Raw genomic sequence first — 20,877 nt, forward strand, 5'->3', positions numbered from 1 at the left:
TAATCAGGCTCCTTGAGCATGGGACGGGGTCTCGGCGGCCGGGCTCGAGGGATGGTCGGACATTCCATGACCCTCAATGGCCGGTTCGGCGGCGGAGTTCCCGCCCTTGCGTGCGCGCCAGGCGTTACGCAGCATTTCGTGCCACCGCGGATGCTTGCGCGGCGGCACATGGTCCACGCCGCCCAGCGACCACGGATTGCACCGGAGGATGCGCCAGGCGGTGAGTGCCGTTCCCTTGATCGCACCGTGCCGGTCGATGGCTTGGTAGCCGTAGTGGGAGCACGACGGGTAGTACTTGCACACCGGCCCGAGCAGCGGGCTGATCGTCCACTGGTACAGCTTGATAAGAGCCAGCAGCGGGTACTTCATCGCGCGCCCCCTCCCAGCAGCCGCTGAAGGGCGGCATCCAGGTCTCGGGCCAGCTGTTCATGGTCGGCGTCGCCCGCACCGGGCAGCGCTCGTACGACTACCAGGCTACCGGGGGGCAACTGGGCGACTCGGTCACGCATCAGATGGCGAAGTCTGCGCTTCACCTTGTTGCGGACCACCGCTCCACCCACGGCCTTGCTCACGACGAAACCCGCACGCGTCGGGGGAGCGCTCTCCCCAGGCGCGTGCGGGTCCGTTGCACCGCTACGTAGATGGACGACGAGGAGCGGGCGTCCGGCCCGGCGTCCTCGACGTACCGCGGTCGCGAAGTCCTCGCGCCGCCTCAGCCGATGCTCGGTAGGCAGCACGACATCATGACCTGTTGTTATCAGGCGGACAGGCTGGCGCGACCCTTGCCACGGCGGTTCGCGAGAATCGCGCGGCCGGCACGGGTGCGCATCCGCAGGCGGAAGCCGTGGGTCTTGGCGCGACGACGGTTGTTCGGCTGGAAGGTGCGCTTGCTCACTCGGGGGCTCCAGAAAGAATCGGTGGTGGCGGGGTGCCGCCTTGGCTGTCACCGTGCGCCCACGAGGTAGCTCGTAATTACGCCCGAGTGCACCGCTTCCCGATCACTCGACGTGACCTGTGCCCATCGGAGGCAGGCGGCAGCAGCCATCGACAACTCGACCTGGTCACGGTACGCGCGGCTACGCCATCCGGTCAAACCGGCTCCTGGCAGGAGACACTATCCACAGGCTGGGGACAACAACTTGAACCGCAGCGGTCGCCCTGACTACCGTGGCTGAACTCCGATTCGTTCCCTTCCCCCCGCCCCAGCGGATTTGTTCCCACCGCCCCACCCGACTGACTTCCCAACCTGTTCCCAGAACCACACGTTCGTGGGACCCGTGAGAGAGCGTGCCCTGTGGCTGACGTACCTGCCGATCTTGCCGCAGTGTGGCCACGAGTACTGGAACAGCTCCTCGGCGAGGGCCGCGGTCAGGGTGTGGAGGCGAAGGACGAGCACTGGATCAAGCGCTGCCAGCCGCTGGCGCTGGTCGCGGACACCGCGCTGCTCGCGGTTCCGAACGAATTCGCGAAGGGCGTCCTCGAAGGACGTCTCGCACCGATCGTCAGTGACACGCTGAGCCGCGAGTGCGGCCGCCCGATCCGCATCGCGATCACCGTCGACGACTCGGCAGGGGAACCCCAGCCTCCGACGCCGCCCGCCCCCCAGCCCCGGTACGAGGAGCCCGAGCTCCCCTCCGGCTCGGGCCAGGGCCGTGACGCGTACGACGGTCAGGTCGGCGGCGACGAGCGAAACCCCTACGGCGGCCAGGGCGGCGAGGACCGGAGCCCCTACGGCGGCGGCCAGGGCGGTGAGGAGCGCAACAGCTACGGCGGCCAGAGCCGTGACGAGCGCCACGGTTACGACTCCCAGAGCCGCGAAGACCGGGGCGGCTACGACTCCCCGGGCCGTGACGAGCGCAACCCCTATGACGCACAGCGCCGCGACGGATACGAGGGGTACGGCCGCCACCGCGCCGAAGACCACCGGGGTGATCACCGAGGCGGTCGCTCCGACCAGCTCCCGGGCGCCCCCGGGGACCAGCTGCCGTCCGGCCGCTCCGACCAGCTGCCCTCGTCCCGCGCGGACCACCTGCCGACCGCCCGCCCCGCCTACCCGGACTACCAGCGCCCCGAGCCCGGCGCCTGGCCGCGGCACGCCCAGGACGACTACGGCTGGCAGCAGCAGCGCCTCGGCTTCCCCGACCGCGACCCGTATGCCTCGCCCTCGCAGGACTACCGGCCGCAGTCGATGGAGCGGCCGCCCTACGAGCAGCAGCGTCAGGACTACGAGCAGCCGCGCTCCGAATACGAGCGCCCCGACCGCCGCGACCTCCAGGAGCCGTCCTCGGGCGGTGCGCCGTTGCATCGCGGCAGCTCCTCGCTGCCGTCCTCCAGCGGCGCACCCGGCCCACTGGGCGCGAAGCCCGCGCCTGCGTCCGGTCCGGGCGAGCCCACCGCGCGCCTCAACCCGAAGTACCTCTTCGACACCTTCGTCATCGGCGCCTCGAACCGCTTCGCGCACGCCGCCGCGGTCGCTGTCGCCGAGGCGCCGGCGAAGGCGTACAACCCCCTCTTCATCTATGGGGAGTCGGGTCTCGGCAAGACGCACTTGCTGCACGCGATCGGGCACTACGCGCGCAGCCTCTACCCGGGCACGCGTGTGCGGTACGTGAGCTCCGAGGAGTTCACCAACGAGTTCATCAACTCCATCCGCGACGGCAAGGGCGACAGCTTCCGCAAGCGGTACCGCGAGATGGACATCCTGCTGGTCGACGACATCCAGTTCCTGGCGGACAAGGAGTCGACGCAGGAGGAGTTCTTCCACACCTTCAACACGCTCCACAACGCGAACAAACAGATCGTGCTCTCCAGCGACCGGCCGCCCAAGCAACTGGTGACCCTGGAGGACCGTCTGCGGAACCGTTTCGAGTGGGGTCTGATCACGGACGTCCAGCCGCCCGAGCTGGAGACGCGTATCGCGATCCTTCGTAAGAAGGCGGTGCAGGAGCAGCTCAACGCTCCGCCGGAGGTGCTCGAGTTCATCGCGTCCCGGATCTCGCGCAACATCCGTGAGCTGGAGGGCGCGCTGATCCGGGTGACGGCGTTCGCGTCGCTCAACCGGCAGCCGGTGGATCTCGGGCTGACGGAGATCGTCCTGAAAGACCTGATCCCGGGCGGCGAGGACTCCGCGCCGGAGATCACCGCGACCGCGATCATGGCGGCCACCGCGGACTACTTCGGCCTCACGGTGGACGACCTGTGCGGGTCCTCACGCAGTCGCGTCCTGGTGACCGCGCGGCAGATCGCCATGTACCTGTGCCGCGAGCTCACCGATCTCTCGCTGCCGAAGATCGGCGCGCAGTTCGGCGGCCGCGACCACACGACCGTCATGCACGCCGACCGCAAGATCCGCGCGCTGATGGCCGAGCGCCGCTCCATCTACAACCAGGTCACCGAGCTCACCAACCGCATCAAGAACGGCTGACAGGCGCGGCGGTACGCCGCCGAGGGCGCCCCGGGACACGTTCCCGAGGGCGCCTTTCGCAGTTCTGGCCCGCGGAGCCCTCATGCGCGCCGAGCTGGCCCACGGAACCCGCATACGCGCCGAGAGGGATTCCGGACGCCGTCCCAGAGCCCCCGGCACCCGCTCCGAGAGGGCCCCGGAAGGTTCTGGACCTCGCTCCGAGGGGCGTCAGCGAGCTTCTGAGACCCGTCCCAAGGGGGCTCCGAGAGCTTCTGAGGCCCGTTCCGAGGCCGTCGGCTCTCGTTTCACCGCTACCGGAACGACATCAGCTGTTCGAATACGGGCCGGGTTACGGCCACTCTCCACAGATTCGGTGACTTTCTGGCGTCCACACCCTGGGGACCGCGAAGTTTTCCCGATCGTGTCCACAGGGGCCGCTGTTGAAAGACCATCAGACCAGGTCAGCCCCCTGTGGATTCGTGGACGAAGACTCTCCACAGACTGTGGACGAAGAAAAGATCCACAGGGTGTGCACGAAGTTGTCCACCGACGACCCACAGGCTGGAGCCGGTTGTCCCCAGCCGTCCCCAGCTTCTCCACACCCCTGTCCACTGTTCGGCAACGTGACGCGCCCGATCACCGTGTCGAGTGAAAGGCGTCACACCAAGGTGCCGGATTGGCCTGTGGGGAACGTGGGTAAAGCTGGGGACGGATCTGGGGAGAAGTGGCCCGAGGCTGTGCATCGAGTGTGCAGAACTTTTCGTCGTCCACAGATACCCCCGGTTGTCCACCGCCTCCGCCCACAGGGTCAGTGGACAAAAAATCCCGGCTGACCTGCGACAACGCGGTTATCCACGGTTTCCACAGGCCCTACTACTAAGACCAACTAGATAGAGGCTGGGAATCGTTTCGAAGACGGGGCTGTGCACAACTCGCTCTCGGAGGCTCAGGTGCCGCTCGGCACGACTTGACCCCGAGGGGCACCGACTGTCAGTGCGGTGCGTCAGACTGGTCCCCGGTGTCCTTCCCGCCACAGGGCTGAACGACACCGAGTCAGACGACGAAGGCCAGCAGGGCGAGAGCGCCGGCAACAGACGGAGGCGGCAACGGTGAAGATCCGGGTGGAACGCGACGTACTCGCGGAGGCAGTGGCCTGGGCGGCACGCAGCCTCCCGGCCCGTCCGCCGGCGCCTGTGCTCGCCGGCCTCCTTCTGAAGGCCGAGGAGGGCTCCCTGAGCCTCTCCAGCTTCGACTACGAGGTCTCGGCACGCGTCTCCGTGGACGCGGAGGTCGACGAGGAAGGCACGGTCCTCGTCTCCGGCCGCCTGCTCGCGGACATCTGCCGCGCCCTCCCCAACAGGCCGGTGGAGATTTCCACAGACGGTGTACGGGCGACCGTGGTCTGTGGCTCCTCGCGATTCACACTCCACACCCTGCCTGTGGAGGAGTACCCGGCACTGCCGCAGATGCCGTCGGCGACCGGCACCGTCCCTGGTGAGGTCTTCGCCTCGGCGGCCGCCCAGGTGGCCATCGCGGCGGGCCGTGACGACACGCTGCCCGTGCTCACCGGTGTGCGCATCGAGATCGAGGGCGACACGGTCACCCTGGCCTCCACCGACCGCTACCGCTTCGCGGTCCGTGAGTTCCTGTGGAAGCCGGAGAACCCCGAGGCGTCCGCGGTGGCCCTGGTGCCCGCCAAGACGCTCCTGGACACCGCCAAGGCCCTCACGAGCGGCGACAGCGTGATCCTGGCGCTGTCCGGCTCGGGCGCCGGCGAGGGCCTGATCGGCTTCGAGGGCGCGGGTCGGCGTACGACCACCCGCCTGCTGGAGGGCGACCTGCCGAAGTACCGCTCGCTGTTCCCGACGGAGTTCAACTCCATCGCCGTGATCGAGACCGCCCCCTTCGTGGAGGCCGTCAAGCGTGTGGCCCTGGTCGCCGAGCGCAACACCCCGGTGCGTCTGAGCTTCGAGCAGGGCGTGCTGATCCTGGAGGCGGGCTCCAGCGACGACGCACAGGCTGTGGAAAGGGTCGACGCGCAGCTGGAGGGCGACGACGTCTCGATCGCCTTCAACCCGACGTTCCTGCTCGACGGCCTGAGCGCCATCGACTCGCCGGTGGCGCAGCTCTCCTTCACGACGTCCACGAAGCCCGCGCTGCTGAGCGGCAGGCCCGCCCTGGACGCCGAGGCGGACGAGGCCTACAAGTACCTGATCATGCCGGTGCGTCTGAGCGGCTGAGCGATGTGAGCCCACCGGGCCCGCCGGACGGTCGGTCTGATCGGCCCGGTCGTCCGGCGGGCGCATCCACAGGTGGGGTGTACGCCTGAGCGGCTATGCCCACAGGTGTGCGTGAGCGTCCGGGTTTAGGCTCAGACACAGGTACGAAAGTGCCCTCACGCCACGTCGCAAACCTAAGGAACAACCTGATGGAGCTCGGTCTCGTCGGCCTCGGCAAGATGGGCGGCAACATGCGCGAGCGGATCCGCCGCGCAGGCCACACCGTCATCGGATACGACCGCAACCCGGACCTCGCCGATGTCCACAGCCTGGAAGAGCTTGTGGGCAAGCTCAAGGGTCCGCGCGTGGTGTGGGTGATGGTCCCGGCCGGTGCCGCCACGCAGTCCACCGTCGACCAGCTCGGCGAGCTCCTGGAACCCGGTGACGTCGTCGTGGACGGCGGCAACTCCCGCTGGACGGACGACGAGAAGCACGCGGAGGAACTGGCCGCCAAGGGCATCGGTTTCGTCGACTGCGGCGTCTCCGGCGGCGTCTGGGGCCTGGAGAACGGCTATGCGCTGATGTACGGCGGCGACGCCGAGAACATCGCCAAGGTGCAGCCGATCTTCGAGGCACTCAAGCCGGAGGGCGACTTCGGAGCGGTGCACGCCGGCAAGGTCGGCGCGGGCCACTTCTCCAAGATGGTCCACAACGGCATCGAGTACGCCATGATGCAGGCCTACGCCGAGGGCTGGGAGCTCCTGGAGAAGGTCCACTCCGTCACCGACGTGCGTGAGGTCTTCCGCTCCTGGCAGGAAGGTACGGTCATCCGTTCCTGGCTGCTGGACCTGGCGGTGAACGCCCTGGACGAGGACGAGCACCTGGAGAAGCTGCGCGGTTACGCACAGGACTCCGGCGAGGGCCGCTGGACCGTGGAAGCCGCCATCGACCACGCGGTGCCGCTGCCCGCGATCACCGCGTCGCTGTTCGCGCGGTTCGCCTCGCGGCAGGAGGACTCGCCGCAGATGAAGATGGTCGCGGCGCTGCGCAACCAGTTCGGCGGCCACGCGGTCGAGACGAAGTAATCCACAGATCCACAGGCCGTGCGGCGGTGGATCCACAACCCTGGGGGAGGTCGGCGAACGACCATGCACGTCACGCATCTGTCGCTGGCCGACTTCCGCTCGTACGCCCGGGTCGAGGTCCCGCTCGACCCGGGCGTCACCGCGTTCGTGGGCCCCAACGGACAGGGCAAGACGAATCTGGTCGAGGCGGTCGGCTATCTCGCGACCCTCGGCAGCCACCGCGTCTCCTCCGACGCGCCGCTGGTGCGCATGGGCGCCGACCGGGCGATCATCCGGGCCAATGTCCGCCAGGGCGAGCGCCAGCAGCTCGTCGAGCTGGAGCTGAACCCCGGCAAGGCCAACCGTGCCCGCATCAACAGGTCCTCGCAGGTCAGACCCCGTGATGTGCTCGGCATCGTGCGGACCGTGCTGTTCGCGCCCGAGGATCTCGCGCTGATCAAGGGCGACCCCGGTGAGCGGCGCCGCTTCCTCGACGAACTGATCACCGCCCGCTCCCCGCGGATGGCGGGCGTCCGCTCCGACTACGAGCGGGTCCTCAAGCAGCGCAACACTCTCCTGAAGTCGGCCGCGCTGGCCCGCCGTCACGGCGGCCGCACCATGGACCTCTCCACGCTCGACGTGTGGGACCAGCACCTCGCGCGCGTGGGCGCCGAACTGCTCGCCCAGCGGCTCGACCTGGTCGCCGCGATCCAGCCGTTGGCCGACAAGGCGTACGAGCAGTTGGCCCCCGGCGGCGGACCCGTCGCCCTGGAGTACAAGCCGTCCGCGCCCGGCGAGGCGCACACCCGCGAGGACCTGTACGAGCAGGTGATGGCGGCGCTCGCCGAGGTCCGCAAGCAGGAGATCGAGCGGGGCGTGACCCTCGTAGGACCCCATCGGGACGACGTGGTCCTCAAACTCGGTCAGCTGCCCGCCAAGGGATACGCCTCCCACGGCGAGTCCTGGTCGTACGCGCTGGCGCTGCGCCTGGCCTCGTACGACCTCCTGAGGGCCGAGGGCAATGAACCGGTGCTGGTCCTCGACGACGTCTTCGCCGAACTGGACAGCCGCAGAAGAGAGCGCCTCGCGGAACTCGTCGCTCCCGGCGAGCAGGTCCTCGTGACGGCCGCGGTCGACGACGACGTACCGGACGTACTGACGGGGACGCGGTACGCCGTCTCCGAGGGCACGGTGGAGCGGGTATGACGGAGAACACATCCGGTGAATCGGCCGCCTCCGAGGGAGCCCCGGAGAAGGGCCCGGAGACGGCCTCCAAGAAGACCCCCGAGCACTCCGGCGTCGACCTCGCGCGCGTGGCGTTGCGCGCCGCGAAGGAGCAGGCACGCGCGCGGGGGGACGCGGCACAGCAGAAGAAGCAGGCGCGGCGCGGCGGTCTGCGCTCCGGCGCGCGCGCCGACGGGCGTGATCCGATGGCGCTCGGCGCCGCGATCAACCGGCTGCTCACCGAGCGCGGCTGGGAGACCCCGGCCGCGGTGGGCGGTGTGATGGGCCGCTGGCCGCAGATCGTCGGCGAGGATCTGGCCAAGCACTGCGTCCCGCAGAAGTACGACGAGGACGAGCGGGTGCTGACCGTGCAGTGCGACTCGACCGCCTGGGCCACCCAGTTGCGGCTGCTCGCTCCGCAGGTGGTCGCGCGGTTGAACCAGGACCTCGGGCACGGCACGGTGCGGCTGATCAAGGTGCAGGGCCCCGGCGGTCCCGCGCGCCGCTTCGGCCCCCTGCGCGCCCCTGGAAGCACGGGTCCCGGCGACACCTACGGGTGACAGAGGCCACATCGAGTGGCCGCTGCGCGGGAGTGCACGCGGTTGCGAACACCGACCTGACTCCGCGGTAGCCAAGGGTTGACACCCGGAAGCGCTGAGTGCCGCTGTAAGCCTCTTTGAGCCCGGGTCCACATATGGGGAGTCGGGAGAGACCGGTTCAGGGCGGCACATGCGGACTCAGGTACCGGCAAACCCCCATCACTGTCGGCGCTACCGGTAGACTGGAAGCTAATCCCGCCCCGCTTGCGGGGACCGTCCGGGAAAAGCTGAGCAACGCTGATCAAGGCTTACCAACGCAACGTGCCGCAGCCGCTCCGGCAACCCGCCGACGAGCTTGGCTTGTGCTGTGCCAGAAAGGGCGCTTCGTGGCCGATTCCGGCAACCCCAACGAGAACACCCCGTCCACCGACGCCGGCGACAACGCCGAGGCCACGACCTCGAACGGCGAGGTCACAGCCTCGTACGACGCCAGCGCCATCACCGTCCTCGAGGGTCTGGACGCGGTTCGCAAGCGACCCGGTATGTACATCGGCTCGACCGGCGAGCGCGGACTGCACCACCTCGTGTACGAGGTCGTCGACAACTCCGTCGACGAGGCGCTGGCCGGCCACGCGGACACGATCGACATCACGATCCTCGCCGACGGCGGCGTGCGTGTCGTGGACAACGGCCGCGGCATCCCCGTGGGCATCGTTCCCTCCGAAGGGAAGCCGGCCCTCGAGGTCGTGCTGACGGTCCTGCACGCGGGCGGTAAGTTCGGCGGCGGCGGCTACGCGGTCTCCGGTGGTCTGCACGGCGTCGGCGTCTCCGTCGTGAACGCCCTGTCGAGCAAGGTCTCCGTCGAGGTCAAGACCGACGGACGCCGCTGGACGCAGGACTACAAGATGGGCGTCCCGACCGCCCCTCTCGTCGAGCACGAGGCCACGGACGAGACCGGCACCTCGGTCACCTTCTGGGCCGACAGTGACATCTTCGAGACGACCGAGTACTCCTTCGAGACGCTCTCGCGGCGCTTCCAGGAGATGGCGTTCCTCAACAAGGGTTTGACGATCAAACTCACTGATGAGCGCGAGTCGGCGAAGGCCACTGCCGGTGCGGACGAGGCGGGTGCGGACGAGAAGGCCGAGGTCAAGACCGTCACGTACCACTACGAGGGCGGCATCGTCGACTTCGTGAAGTACCTGAACTCCCGCAAGGGAGACGCGGTGCACCCCACCGTCATCGATCTCGAGGCCGAGGACAAGGACAAGAGCCTGTCCCTCGAGGTCGCGATGCAGTGGAACAGCGGCTACAGCGAGGGCGTGTACTCCTTCGCCAACATCATCCACACCCACGAGGGCGGTACGCACGAGGAGGGCTTCCGTGCGGCGCTGACCTCGCTGATCAACAAGTACGCGCGCGACAAGAAGCTGCTGCGTGAGAAGGACGACAACCTCACCGGTGACGACATCCGAGAGGGTCTGACCGCGATCATCTCGGTCAAGCTGAGCGAGCCCCAGTTCGAGGGCCAGACCAAGACCAAGCTGGGCAACACGGAGGCGAAGACCTTCGTCCAGAAGGCCGTCTACGAGCACCTCAACGACTGGCTGGACCGCAACCCGAACGAGGCCGCGGACATCGTCCGCAAGTCCATCCAGGCGGCCACCGCGCGCGTGGCGGCCCGCAAGGCCCGCGACCTCACCCGCCGCAAGGGCCTCCTGGAGACGGCGTCCCTGCCGGGCAAGCTGTCCGATTGCCAGTCGAACGACCCCACCAAGTGCGAGATCTTCATCGTCGAGGGTGACTCCGCCGGTGGCTCGGCCAAGTCCGGCCGCAACCCGCAGTACCAGGCGATCCTCCCGATCCGAGGCAAGATCCTCAACGTCGAGAAGGCGCGGATCGACAAGATCCTGCAGAACCAGGAGATCCAGGCGCTGATCTCGGCCTTCGGCACCGGGGTCCACGAGGACTTCGACATCGAGAAGCTCCGCTATCACAAGATCATCCTGATGGCGGACGCCGACGTCGACGGCCAGCACATCAACACCCTGCTGCTGACCTTCCTGTTCCGCTTCATGCGGCCGCTGGTCGAGGCCGGGCACGTGTTCCTGTCGCGCCCCCCGCTGTACAAGATCAAGTGGGGCCGGGACGACTTCGAGTACGCGTACTCGGACCGTGAGCGCGACGCGCTGATCGAGCTGGGCAAGCAGGCCGGCAAGCGTATCCGCGACGACTCGGTCCAGCGCTTCAAGGGCCTCGGCGAGATGAACGCCGAGGAGCTGCGCATCACGACCATGGACCAGGAGCACCGGGTCCTCGGTCAGGTCACGCTCGACGACGCCGCCCAGGCCGACGACCTGTTCTCGGTCCTCATGGGCGAGGACGTCGAGGCTCGCCGCGCGTTCATCCAGCGCAATGCCAAGGACGTCCGCTTCCTCGACATCTGAGTCGGTCTCAGCTGACCGCAGCAGAAAGGATCTTCACCAGCAATGGCCGACGAGAACACTCCGAGCACGCCTGAAGAAGGCGGCGAGATCACCCTGCGCGTCGAGCCCGTCGGGCTCGAGACGGAGATGCAGCGCTCGTATCTCGACTACGCGATGTCCGTCATCGTGTCGCGTGCGCTGCCCGATGTCCGGGACGGCCTCAAGCCCGTCCACCGCCGCGTCCTGTACGCCATGTACGACGGCGGCTACCGGCCCGAGAAGGGCTTCTACAAGTGCGCCCGTGTCGTCGGCGACGTCATGGGCACCTACCACCCGCACGGCGACTCCTCGATCTACGACGCGCTGGTCCGCCTCGCGCAGCCGTGGTCGATGCGGATGCCGCTGGTGGACTCCAACGGCAACTTCGGCTCTCCGGGCAACGACCCCGCGGCCGCCATGCGCTACACCGAGTGCAAGATGGCGCCGCTGTCCATGGAGATGGTCCGTGACATCGACGAGGAGACCGTCGACTTCACGGACAACTACGACGGACGCAACCAGGAGCCGACGGTTCTGCCGGCCCGGTTCCCGAACCTGCTGATCAACGGTTCGGCGGGCATCGCGGTCGGCATGGCCACCAACATCCCGCCGCACAACCTCCGTGAGGTCGCGGCCGGCGCCCAGTGGTACCTCGAGAACCCCGAGGCCAGCCATGAGGAGCTGCTCGACGCCCTGATCGAGCGCATCAAGGGCCCCGATTTCCCGACCGGCGCCCTGGTAGTGGGCCGAAAGGGCATCGAGGAGGCGTACCGCACGGGCCGTGGCTCCATCACGATGCGCGCGGTCGTCGAGGTCGAGGAGATCCAGAACCGCCAGTGCCTGGTGGTCACCGAACTCCCCTACCAGACCAACCCCGACAACCTCGCGCAGAAGATCGCCGACCTGGTCAAGGACGGCAAGGTCGGGGGCATCGCCGACGTCCGCGACGAGACCTCGTCCCGTACGGGCCAGCGGCTGGTCATCGTCCTGAAGCGCGACGCGGTCGCCAAGGTCGTCCTGAACAACCTCTACAAGCACACCGATCTGCAGTCGAACTTCGGCGCCAACATGCTGGCGCTGGTGGACGGCGTCCCGCGCACGCTGTCGCTCGACGCGTTCATCCGCCACTGGGTGACGCACCAGATCGAGGTCATCGTCCGGCGTACGCGCTTCAGGCTGCGCAAGGCCGAGGAGCGCGCGCACATCCTGCGTGGCCTCCTGAAGGCCCTGGACGCCATCGACGAGGTCATCGCGCTGATCCGGCGCAGTGACACCGTCGAGATCGCGCGCGAGGGCCTGATGGGCCTCCTGGAGATCGACGAGATCCAGGCGAACGCCATCCTCGAGATGCAGCTGCGCCGGCTGGCCGCCCTGGAGCGTCAGAAGATCATCCAGGAGCACGACGAGCTCCAGGCGAAGATCACCGAGTACAACGCGATCCTCGCCTCGCCGGAGCGCCAGCGCTCCATCATCAGCGAGGAACTCGCGGCGATCGTCGACAAGTTCGGCGAGGACCGTCGCTCCAAGCTGGTGCCCTTCGACGGTGACATGTCCATCGAGGACCTGATCGCCGAAGAGGACATCGTCGTCACCATCACGCGTGGCGGCTACATCAAGCGGACCAAGACCGAGGACTACCGCTCGCAGAAGCGGGGCGGCAAGGGCGTACGCGGCGCGAAGCTGAAGCAGGACGACATCGTCGACCACTTCTTCGTGTCGACGACGCACCACTGGCTGCTGTTCTTCACCAACAAGGGCCGCGTCTACCGCGCGAAGGCGTACGAGCTCCCTGACGCCGGGCGTGACGCGCGTGGACAGCACGTCGCGAACCTGCTGGCCTTCCAGCCGGACGAGGCGATCGCCGAGATCCTCGCGATCCGTGATTACGACGCGGTGCCTTATCTGGTGCTGGCCACCAAGGGCGGTCTCGTGAAGAAGACGCCTCTGAAGGATTACGATTCCCCGCGCTCAGGCGGTGTCATCGCGATCAACCTCCGCGAGACGGAGGACGGTTCCGACGACGAACTGATCGGAGCCGAGCTCGTCTCGGCCGAGGACGATCTGCTGCTGATCAGCAAGAAGGCGCAGTCGATCAGGTTCACGGCGACGGATGACGCCCTGCGGCCGATGGGCCGTGCGACCTCGGGCGTCAAGGGGATGAGTTTCCGCGAGGGCGACGAGCTGCTCTCGATGAATGTTGTTCGACCCGGTACGTTCGTGTTCACTGCTACGGACGGTGGGTACGCGAAGCGGACCGCCGTTGACGAGTACCGCGTTCAGGGTCGTGGTGGCCTCGGTATCAAGGCCGCCAAGATCGTCGAGGACCGCGGGTCCCTCGTCGGCGCGCTGGTGGTCGAGGAGACGGACGAGATCCTCGCCATCACCCTGTCCGGCGGTGTGATTCGTACGCGAGTCAACGAGGTCAGGGAGACGGGCCGTGACACCATGGGCGTCCAACTGATCAACCTGGGCAAGCGCGATGCCGTGGTCGGCATCGCTCGTAACGCCGAGGCCGGTCGCGAGGCGGAGGAAGTCGACGGCGAGATCGCCGAGGACGAGACCGCCGAGGGCATCGAGGCCGTCGGTACGGACGAGGGCGAGCAGTCCTCGCCCGAGTAGCGCGAGGAGTGAGTCATCGTGAGCGGAGCCACGGGCGCCGGATCGACCGGTACGGATACGGACGGCGGCCGTGGCTCCGCCGCGGAGGCGGCTGACTCCCATGACTCTCATGGATCCCAGGGGGGAACTGTGACGGACACCCGAGGCCCGCAGGCCCAGCAGTACGCGGCCGGAGCGGGCCCGGCGGCGGCCGGTTCGGCGAAGACCAAGCCGGCGCCCGGTGCGGCGCCTGCTTCGACGCCCCCACCGGGGGCTCCTTCGGCCGCTTCAGCCGCCTCGGGGGCCCCTGCCGGGGCCGCTCCCGAGGCCGGCTCCGCGTTGCCGGGGGAACGGCAGCCGCAGCAGCCCGCGCAGCCGTACCACCCGCCGCAGGCGTACCCGGCTCAGACGCCGTCCGGCGCCGTACGCCGGCCGCGGACCGGAGCGCGCACCGCGCCCCGCACCCGCAAGGCGCGGCTGCGGGTGGCCAAGACCGACCCCTGGTCGGTGATGAAGGTCAGCTTCCTGCTCTCCATCGCGCTCGGCATCTGCACGATCGTGGCGGCGGCGGTGCTGTGGATGGTCCTGGACGCGATGGGCGTCTTCTCGACGGTCGGCGGCACGATTTCCGAGGCGACGGGTTCGAACGAGTCGAACGGCTTCGACCTGCAGTCGTTCCTCTCCCTGCCGCACGTCCTGATGTTCACGTCGATCATCGCGGTCATCGACGTCGTGCTCGCCACGGCGCTCGCGACGCTCGGCTCGTTCATCTACAACCTCTCCGCGGGCTTCGTCGGCGGTATCGAGCTGACCCTCGCCGAGGACGAGTAACAGCAGCTCGTCGGGCCCGGCCAGGAGGCCTGGGATACCGATTTTGGGACTGGCCGCGTCGTGCGCTAATCTTCAGAGGTCAGCGCGCGGGACACACACCGCAAAGCGCGGCGGGGCTATAGCTCAGTTGGTTAGAGCGCATCCCTGATAAGGATGAGGCCACAGGTTCAAATCCTGTTAGCCCCACCAACCAAAGGACCCCCGGGTGATCACACCCGGGGGTTTTTGGTATCTGTGGCCGACATCAATGTGGGCTCAGGAAAGCGATGACTGCGCAGAGCGCCGCACCCAGCAGCAGGACGATCCCCGCCTGACCGAGTCGGAGCCCTACGCGGCCGACGAGTCCCGCGCGGAGTTCGGGTCGGCCGGTGGAGTTCGCCCGGGAGGCGAATCCGGCCCCCGCAAAGACGAACAGCGCCATGCCGAACAGCGTCAATGCCGCGTACTTCTCGGTGCGGGCCGGGCTGATCCGTACGTAGGAGCCGGCGTCGACCCGGTCCAGGCGGGTGGTCTGCCCCGAGGCCAAGGACGGGTTGACGGTGAAGCGTGCCGCTGGGTCTGTGGAGCGGCCGTCGTCCGACCGGAAGGTGCCGGTGCACCGGATCTCGGGCTTCGGCTGACCGACCCGTGCGCAGGACGCGACCGTGAGCGTGCCGGGCTCGCCCAGCAGGCCAACGGCGTGGCCTGCCTGGTAGAGCCCGAACGTAGTCAGCCCGGCCCCGATCAGCGCGAACAGGACGGAGAACGCCAGCCGCTGGGCCGGGTTCACCGACCGCGCCGGCCCGCGGTTCGAGATCACTGGCGCCATGCACTGCCTCCTGACCTGGTGGTCCCGTGAGGACGACACGGGACGCTACCGGAGGGGCCCAGACCTGAGGCCACCGGGAGGCTCTCCTGACGATTGTCGAGCGGCGCTGGTGTGCCGGACACGGCGAGGTGCCGGACACGGCGAGGTGCCGGACATGGCAAGGTGCCGGACATGGCGAAGGCCCGGCAGCTCTTTCGAGTGCCGGGTCTTCGGATCTGTGGGTGGCGGTGTACGCAAGTTCGCCGCTACGTCAGGGGAGAGGGGCTGGGGGATGGGGCGGAGCCGCGCCGGTCAGCGCTGGAGGCGGGTCTCGGGCTCGGTGTGGGCCTCAGGGGCGCAGAGCGACGCGAGGTCGGCCAGGTCGGCCTCGCTGGCCTCGGTCGGCGGGCGGTGCCGGCAGCTCGGTGAGGAGCCGTGGGCCTCCGCGCGGATGCGTTGCTTCATCGTGGGGGGCAGGGCCCGGCTGTATGGACTGGCCCAGGGAGAGATCGTCGGCACTGTCGCGGCGACCGTGCTGTTGCGCGTCGCTTCGGCCTGCGGTACGGCCGCGGCCGCGGTGGTCGTGATGAAACCGAGCGCCGTGCACAGCGCGACGAAGGCGGTGACGATGGCGGTCCACAGCTTCATGACCTTGTTCTGGGTCATGGCCCCTCACTTTCGGGTCAGGCGATTTGCGTACTTTCCTCATGATGTGTATGTGGGCCGCGAAGTGGTGGACCGACGCCCATGGCGCGTCGATGTTCAGATCAACACCACTCGGATGGACGCAAGAGGTCGGAAAAGTGCCTGAAAGGTGCGAGAGGGTGCCGAAAGTCACTGTGTGCGAGATGTGATCACCCTGCGATACGACCGTGGCCGGAGCGGCCGGATCCGCTCCTACTGCTCTCCGGTGGGCGGCAGTTGGGGGTCGATGCAGGTCACCGATCGATATCGGTCGGTGTGTATAGTCGGGCGCCAGAGGTCCCCTACGTCAACGAAAGACGAGGTCGCGCGGTGAAGAAGCTTCTCCTGGTCGCACTGGCCGCCATCGGCGGGCTCCTCGTGTACCGCCAGATCCAGGCGGATCGCGCCGAGCAGGATCTGTGGACGGAGGCGACTGACTCCGTGCCCACGGGTTCGTGAGAATCGACACCAGTCTCAGATCAGACCCCGGCCGCCCTCGCGGTCGGGGTTTTGTATTGCCTCGACCCGCCCTGGATTCGCTTCAGCAAATGAATTGATTGCGTAAGTGAAGATATCGGCCCCTGGGCAGGCGGTTTCGGCCGCTTGTGCGGATAGCGGGGGTGTCTCCGTGACCGGCGGGGCAGGATGGGCCACGGTCCGGGGCTACGACGAGGGGTGGCGCGTGATGGGGCGGCGCACGGCATGGTGGCACGGCGGTCGGCCGCTCGCGATCTTGGCGACCGTCCTGTGCGCGACGGTGGCCCTGCCCGGGTGGCCCGCCGCGGCAGCCGAGACCGGTACACCGAAGCCGTACGCCTTCGCCCAGGACGCCACGACGGTGCCGGGCGCCACGGGCACCACGGACGCCGTACGGCTGGAGCCCGGCCGGACGTACCGCAGTTCCCTCGGCAAGGACGGCAAGCTCTACTACCGCCTGGAGCTCGACGCCACCTCCAACGCGTACATCGCCGCCACCGCCGTCCCCAGGCCCGGTGCCACGGTCGCCTACTCCGACGGTGTCAAGGTCTCCGTACAGGACGGCAACAGCGGCAGTTGCTCCTCCTCCACGACCGCCCACTTCGGCCCCTCCCAGAGCCCCCACCCCATCGCCGCCTGGGCGTCGCGCGAGATCGGCCCCGGCAAGTACGCCTGCCAGACGGCCGGAACGTACTACGTGGTCGTCGAGCGCACCGCGGCACCCGCCTCCTCGGCCTCCCCGCCCTCCTCCCCCGACGCCTGGGACCTCGAACTGAGCTATGTGTCCGAACCCCGCTTGAAGAAGGCGGGTTCGACCAGTGCCCCCGAGACCTGGAACTCCGCCTCGCCCGAGGCCCTCCAAGGGGACGCACGGCCACGCCGGGGCGGCGCGGGGTTCACCACGGCCGGCGCCCTCGCACAGGGAGTCTGGAAGGACGGGATCAGCCCCGGGCAGACGCTCTTCTACAAGGTGCCGGTCGACTGGGGACAGCAGTTCTCCGCCACCGCCGAACTCGGCAGTTCGAGCGGCGGTGAGGGATTCATGGGCACGGCTCTCGTCATGTCCCTCTACAACCCCGTGCGCGGACTCGTCACCGACGCGGGCGCTGGATACGACGGCAGCCAGCGGTCAGCGGCTCTGGATCCGCTGCCGCCCGTCGCGTACGACAACCGCTATGCCTTCAACGACCGGACCGGCGGCATGCGGTTCGCCGGTTCGTACTACCTCGTCGTACATCTCGCGGCGCAGGTCGCCGACAAGTTCGGCGACGGGCCGTTCGGACTGACCCTGCGCGTACGGGTGTACGGCGCCGCGCAGGCCGGCCCGGCGTACGCGGGGCGGGCCGTACCACGTGGCGTGTTCGACTCCGCGACCGGTGACTCCGTGCCGTCCACCGGTGGGATGGTGGCTGCCGCAAGCGGCGGGAGCGACGACGGCACCACGATGAAGCTGGTCGCCGTGGGCGGTATCGGCACCGGGACCGTCCTGGTGCTGGCGCTCGGGGTGTGGACGGTGGCCGCACGACGGCGGGCGACGCCGCGCGGCTGGTAGACCCACCAAGGAGGGGCAGGGCTTACGGGCACCGGAGGTCAGATCTGGGTCAGCGCCCAGAAGCCCACCGCGAGACAGGCCAGCGCGAGGAGCAGCACCGGGACGGCCACCTTCGCGGGCGGTCCGGGGCGGCGCTGCGCGTGCTGACGCGTCGCGGCGCTCGGATCCGCGGGCCGCACGGGGGAGGGCGGCTGCACGGGCGTGTGGTCGAACGGCAGGGCAGGCGTGGGGGTCGGCACCGGCAGCACGACCGAGGTGGGGGGAGTGGGGGGCTGATCGTGCTGCCACACGGACTGGGGCCGTGGCTGCGGTGGCGGCAGGTGGAAGCTGCCGGTGTCCGACATCGTGGACGGCTGCGGGGGTGTGGCGTCGGGCGCGAGGTGCGGCGGTACGGCCCCGGCAGCGGGCTCGTGTCGTACGGCGCCGGGGGCAGGCTCTGGTCGTACGCCACCCGAGTCGGACGCAGGCCATACGCCCCCGGAGGAACGATCCGCCCACGCGGCCCCGGAGACGGGCTCCCGGGGCAGCGCCCCGGAATCGTGCCGCCACGGCCCCGAGTCGTGCGGGCCGGAACCGGTGCCGGAGGCGGTGCCGGAGCCGGTCGCGGACTCGGTGCCGGTGCCGGAGTCGGTGTCGAGGGCAGAACCGGACCATGAAGCCGGGTTCCCCGCGGCGCGTGGCGTGGTCGCCCTGAGTGGCCCTTGCGGCCCGAACCCCGGGGGAAGCGGACCGAGTTGGTCGAAGACCTCGACCAACTCGTCGTCGGGGCCGGGCTCGGGCAGCAGCTCGGTGGCCGAGGCCAGCGCCTTGCGTGCCCCGGTCGCGGTGCGGAACCGTGCCCGGGGGTCCGGCTGCAGCAGCGTGGCCACGACCTGCCACAGCGGCTCGGGGATGCTCTGGGGCGCGGCCGGTGTGCCGTTCTCCGCGAAGTACTCGATCAGGGCCTTGGCATCGGGTCTGGCCCCTTCGAGCAGGTAGAGGGCGACCAGCCCGACGGCGAACAGATCGGCGGGGAAGTCCGGCTCGGCGCCCATCATCTGCTCGGGAGCGAAGTAACCGGGCGTTCCGACCACGTAGTTGGTCTCGGTCAGCCGCGGCTCGCCCAGTCGCATCGCGATGCCGAAGTCGGACAGCCGCAGCCGTGGCCGGGCCGTACCGGTCGCTTCGAGCAGGATGTTGGCGGGCTTGATGTCACGGTGCACGACCCCCTCCGCGTGCACCGCGGCAACTCCCGAGAGGAGCTGGTCGAGCAGCGTGCAGACGAACGCGGGCGGCAGCGGGCCGTAGTCGTTGACCAGGTGGACCAGGGAGCCCCCGGCCACCAGGTCCATGGTGAACAGCACCTTGTCGTCGTCGGCGGCCCAGCTGGCGGGCGCGAGGACATGGGGGTGATCGATCCGCAGCGCCTGCTCCCGCACGAAGCGCAGCAGCGCGTGCGCGTCGCTCTGCTGGAGCACCTTGGCGGCCACATAACGGCGCCGCCGCTGGTCCCAGGCGCGCCAGACCGCACCGACTCCCCCGTGGCCGATCGGGTCGACCAGTTCGTAGCGTCCGGCGAAGACCTCACCCATGGTCGTGCGTTGCTCCCCTTCGGCGGTCGGTCCGGCGCAGGCCCCCCGTTGAGACGCCCGGCGGCCCGAGGTACGGAGCCGGACGGCGTCCTGAGCCCCCGGCGCCGGGTGTGCGGCGGCCGGGCCGCCGGCTCAGCTCTGGTGCGACTGGTAGTGCGCGACCGCGTCGGAGGTGCGGCCGGCGCCGTACACCCGGAGGAACTCTGCCAGTTCCGGGTGGGTCGGGGCGAGGGTGTCGGCCGCGTCGATGATGTCTCCCGCGGCCGCAACGGAGCGCAGCAGCGACTGGATCTCGCGGACCACCCGCTTGACCGTGGGCGCACCTGAACTGCTCGTCGACTGCGTGGTGTTGCTGAGCACCGAGCCCCCTTGCGACTTCTTGATCTCGTCCATGCGCTCGGTCGCCTCGGCGGCGCTGACGCTGCCGTCCGCGACCTGCCCCGCCAGGTCCTGCAACAGCTGCACGCGCTGGACCACCGCGGGATTGCCGATCTTGGCACGCTGACCGCTCATCAGCTGCGACAGCATGGGCGCGGAAAGTCCCAGCACCCCGGCAAGACGCGCCTGGTTGAGGCCCAGATCCTCGATGAGCCTACGGAAGAGCGCCCCCAACGGCTCTCCGTACCAGTTCCGCTGCAGCTCTTGAGCTCTCGCGGTTGCTTCCTGCTGTGCGGCGTCCATTGCGTCTCCCCATCGCTTCCCCAAATACCGCGGTTCGCTGTAGCGAACCACGTCGAGCATCTTACGGAGAGTGGTCGCCCACGGGGACCCCCAATCTTTTTGCGAGATCCCGGGGGTGACCCGGTACTCTGGTCTGCGGCGCCCTCCGGTACCCGATTCCACCGGCCGGACGCCTGTCTTCCGGGGCCTTAGCTCAGTTGGTAGAGCGCTGTCTTTGCATGGCAGATGTCAGGGGTTCGACTCCCCTAGGCTCCACATCACGGACCGGTCAGACGCCCTTCGGGGCGGCTGGCCGGTTCTTGTTTTTCGGTGACCTGGGTCACGTATCAGGCTTCGCAGTCGTTGCAGTTGTTTGCGCAAATGGTCGGCTTGCGCGTGGATGTCGATGTCGCCCCACCGGTGGCAGATGTGGCTCGGGGCGGTCCGAGCCGACACCGGAGCCTCGCGTGAGCTGCTATAAGCAGATATGCGTAATCATTGCAATGCGCACGGTGAAGAGGGTCTGTGCGGATGTTGTGAGCATCGGTCGTTGCAAACGTCATCGCGGCGGAAGGCGTAAATCGGCTTGTTTCCGCGCCGCGCGCCCACGTCCCGTCGTTCGGTTCCGCCGGTTCCGCCGGTTCCGCCGGTTCCGCCGGTTCCGCCGGTTCCACGTGAAACATCGCCGTGGGGGGGGGGGGGGGGGGGGGGGCGGCCCCCCCCCCCGGGTGTTTGGGGTGGGGCGGGGGGTTTTGCTGGGTGGGGGGGGGGGGGGGGGGGGGGCCGCCCGGGCCGCCACGCCC

The 20,877-nt window shown here is 68.8% G+C and carries 17 protein-coding genes and 2 tRNA genes; 12 read left to right on the plus strand and 7 right to left on the minus strand.

Annotation, left to right across the window (positions count from 1 at the left end; translation table 11 throughout):
* Positions 1-3: 3 nt before the first annotated feature.
* Genes yidD through rpmH form a run of 3 tightly spaced genes read right to left on the minus strand, consistent with a single transcriptional unit; the run spans position 4 to position 895 of the window.
* Positions 4-369: a membrane protein insertion efficiency factor YidD gene (gene yidD / locus ACFZDJ_RS08030; protein WP_390932673.1), complete on the minus strand. Its 366-nt coding sequence runs from the start codon at positions 367-369 to the stop codon at positions 4-6.
* Positions 366-737: a ribonuclease P protein component gene (gene rnpA, locus ACFZDJ_RS08035; RefSeq protein WP_075031495.1), complete on the minus strand. Its 372-nt coding sequence runs from the start codon at positions 735-737 to the stop codon at positions 366-368. Before rnpA ends, yidD begins: the two co-directional genes overlap by 4 nt.
* Before the next feature lie 20 nt (positions 738-757).
* Positions 758-895, minus strand: coding sequence for a 50S ribosomal protein L34 (rpmH, locus tag ACFZDJ_RS08040; RefSeq protein ID WP_006381191.1), 138 nt, complete (start codon positions 893-895; stop codon positions 758-760).
* Positions 896-1,294: 399 nt separating this feature from the next.
* Between rpmH and dnaA the strand changes: the two genes are divergently transcribed.
* The 9 genes from dnaA to ACFZDJ_RS08085 all read left to right on the plus strand — a co-directional run bounded on the left by dnaA (position 1,295) and on the right by ACFZDJ_RS08085 (position 14,532).
* A complete protein-coding gene (dnaA, locus tag ACFZDJ_RS08045) occupies positions 1,295-3,424 on the plus strand; it encodes a chromosomal replication initiator protein DnaA (protein WP_391057012.1) in 2,130 nt (709 codons plus the stop codon).
* A 1,088-nt stretch (positions 3,425-4,512) separates the two neighbouring features.
* Positions 4,513-5,643, plus strand: coding sequence for a DNA polymerase III subunit beta (gene dnaN / locus ACFZDJ_RS08050; RefSeq protein WP_384913786.1), 1,131 nt, complete (start codon positions 4,513-4,515; stop codon positions 5,641-5,643).
* 188 nt (positions 5,644-5,831) lie between these two features.
* Positions 5,832-6,707, plus strand: a complete 876-nt coding sequence (gene gnd / locus ACFZDJ_RS08055; protein WP_067376663.1) for a phosphogluconate dehydrogenase (NAD(+)-dependent, decarboxylating) — start codon at positions 5,832-5,834, stop codon at positions 6,705-6,707.
* A gap of 63 nt (positions 6,708-6,770) precedes the next feature.
* The gene (recF, locus tag ACFZDJ_RS08060) at positions 6,771-7,892 is read left to right on the plus strand and encodes a DNA replication/repair protein RecF (RefSeq protein ID WP_101399098.1); all 1,122 of its coding nucleotides are present in this window, start codon (positions 6,771-6,773) and stop codon (positions 7,890-7,892) included.
* On the plus strand, positions 7,889-8,470 hold the full coding sequence (locus tag ACFZDJ_RS08065; protein WP_168493570.1) for a DUF721 domain-containing protein: 582 nt from the start codon (positions 7,889-7,891) through the stop codon (positions 8,468-8,470). Before recF ends, ACFZDJ_RS08065 begins: the two co-directional genes overlap by 4 nt.
* 365 nt (positions 8,471-8,835) lie before the next feature.
* Complete coding sequence (gene gyrB / locus ACFZDJ_RS08070) at positions 8,836-10,896, plus strand: DNA topoisomerase (ATP-hydrolyzing) subunit B (RefSeq protein WP_248296821.1); 2,061 nt, start codon at positions 8,836-8,838, stop codon at positions 10,894-10,896.
* A 42-nt stretch (positions 10,897-10,938) separates the two neighbouring features.
* Positions 10,939-13,533, plus strand: a complete 2,595-nt coding sequence (gyrA, locus tag ACFZDJ_RS08075) for a DNA gyrase subunit A (protein WP_390932683.1) — start codon at positions 10,939-10,941, stop codon at positions 13,531-13,533.
* A gap of 18 nt (positions 13,534-13,551) precedes the next feature.
* Positions 13,552-14,343: a DUF3566 domain-containing protein gene (locus tag ACFZDJ_RS08080; RefSeq protein ID WP_391057016.1), complete on the plus strand. Its 792-nt coding sequence runs from the start codon at positions 13,552-13,554 to the stop codon at positions 14,341-14,343.
* Positions 14,344-14,455: 112 nt separating this feature from the next.
* Positions 14,456-14,532 (plus strand) — tRNA-Ile (locus ACFZDJ_RS08085).
* 55 nt (positions 14,533-14,587) lie between these two features.
* On the opposite strand, the gene ACFZDJ_RS08090 is transcribed toward ACFZDJ_RS08085, so the two are convergent.
* Positions 14,588-15,151: a hypothetical protein gene (locus ACFZDJ_RS08090; protein WP_391057019.1), complete on the minus strand. Its 564-nt coding sequence runs from the start codon at positions 15,149-15,151 to the stop codon at positions 14,588-14,590.
* A gap of 291 nt (positions 15,152-15,442) precedes the next feature.
* Positions 15,443-15,796, minus strand: coding sequence for a DUF6344 domain-containing protein (locus ACFZDJ_RS08095; protein WP_390932695.1), 354 nt, complete (start codon positions 15,794-15,796; stop codon positions 15,443-15,445).
* Positions 15,797-16,144: 348 nt separating this feature from the next.
* On the opposite strand from ACFZDJ_RS08095, the gene ACFZDJ_RS08100 reads away from it, so the two are divergent.
* On the plus strand, positions 16,145-16,273 hold the full coding sequence (locus ACFZDJ_RS08100; protein WP_003999697.1) for a DLW-39 family protein: 129 nt from the start codon (positions 16,145-16,147) through the stop codon (positions 16,271-16,273).
* Between the two features lie 169 nt (positions 16,274-16,442).
* Complete coding sequence (locus ACFZDJ_RS08105) at positions 16,443-17,843, plus strand: hypothetical protein (RefSeq protein ID WP_391057022.1); 1,401 nt, start codon at positions 16,443-16,445, stop codon at positions 17,841-17,843.
* Positions 17,844-17,881: 38 nt separating this feature from the next.
* Here the strand turns inward: ACFZDJ_RS08105 and ACFZDJ_RS08110 are convergent, their stop codons facing one another.
* Both ACFZDJ_RS08110 and ACFZDJ_RS08115 read right to left on the minus strand, forming a co-directional pair.
* Positions 17,882-19,414 (minus strand): protein kinase, encoded by a 1,533-nt coding sequence (locus ACFZDJ_RS08110; RefSeq protein WP_391057025.1) that lies wholly within the window; start codon positions 19,412-19,414, stop codon positions 17,882-17,884.
* 132 nt (positions 19,415-19,546) lie between these two features.
* Positions 19,547-20,095: a DNA-binding protein gene (locus tag ACFZDJ_RS08115; protein WP_067376635.1), complete on the minus strand. Its 549-nt coding sequence runs from the start codon at positions 20,093-20,095 to the stop codon at positions 19,547-19,549.
* 182 nt (positions 20,096-20,277) lie between these two features.
* Here ACFZDJ_RS08115 and ACFZDJ_RS08120 point away from each other — a divergent pair.
* Positions 20,278-20,350: transfer RNA gene (locus ACFZDJ_RS08120), tRNA-Ala, on the plus strand.
* Positions 20,351-20,877 lie beyond the last annotated feature (527 nt).

Origin of the sequence: Streptomyces sp. NPDC007896, from assembly GCF_042959425.1 — a bacterium.
GTDB lineage: Bacteria > Actinomycetota > Actinomycetes > Streptomycetales > Streptomycetaceae > Streptomyces.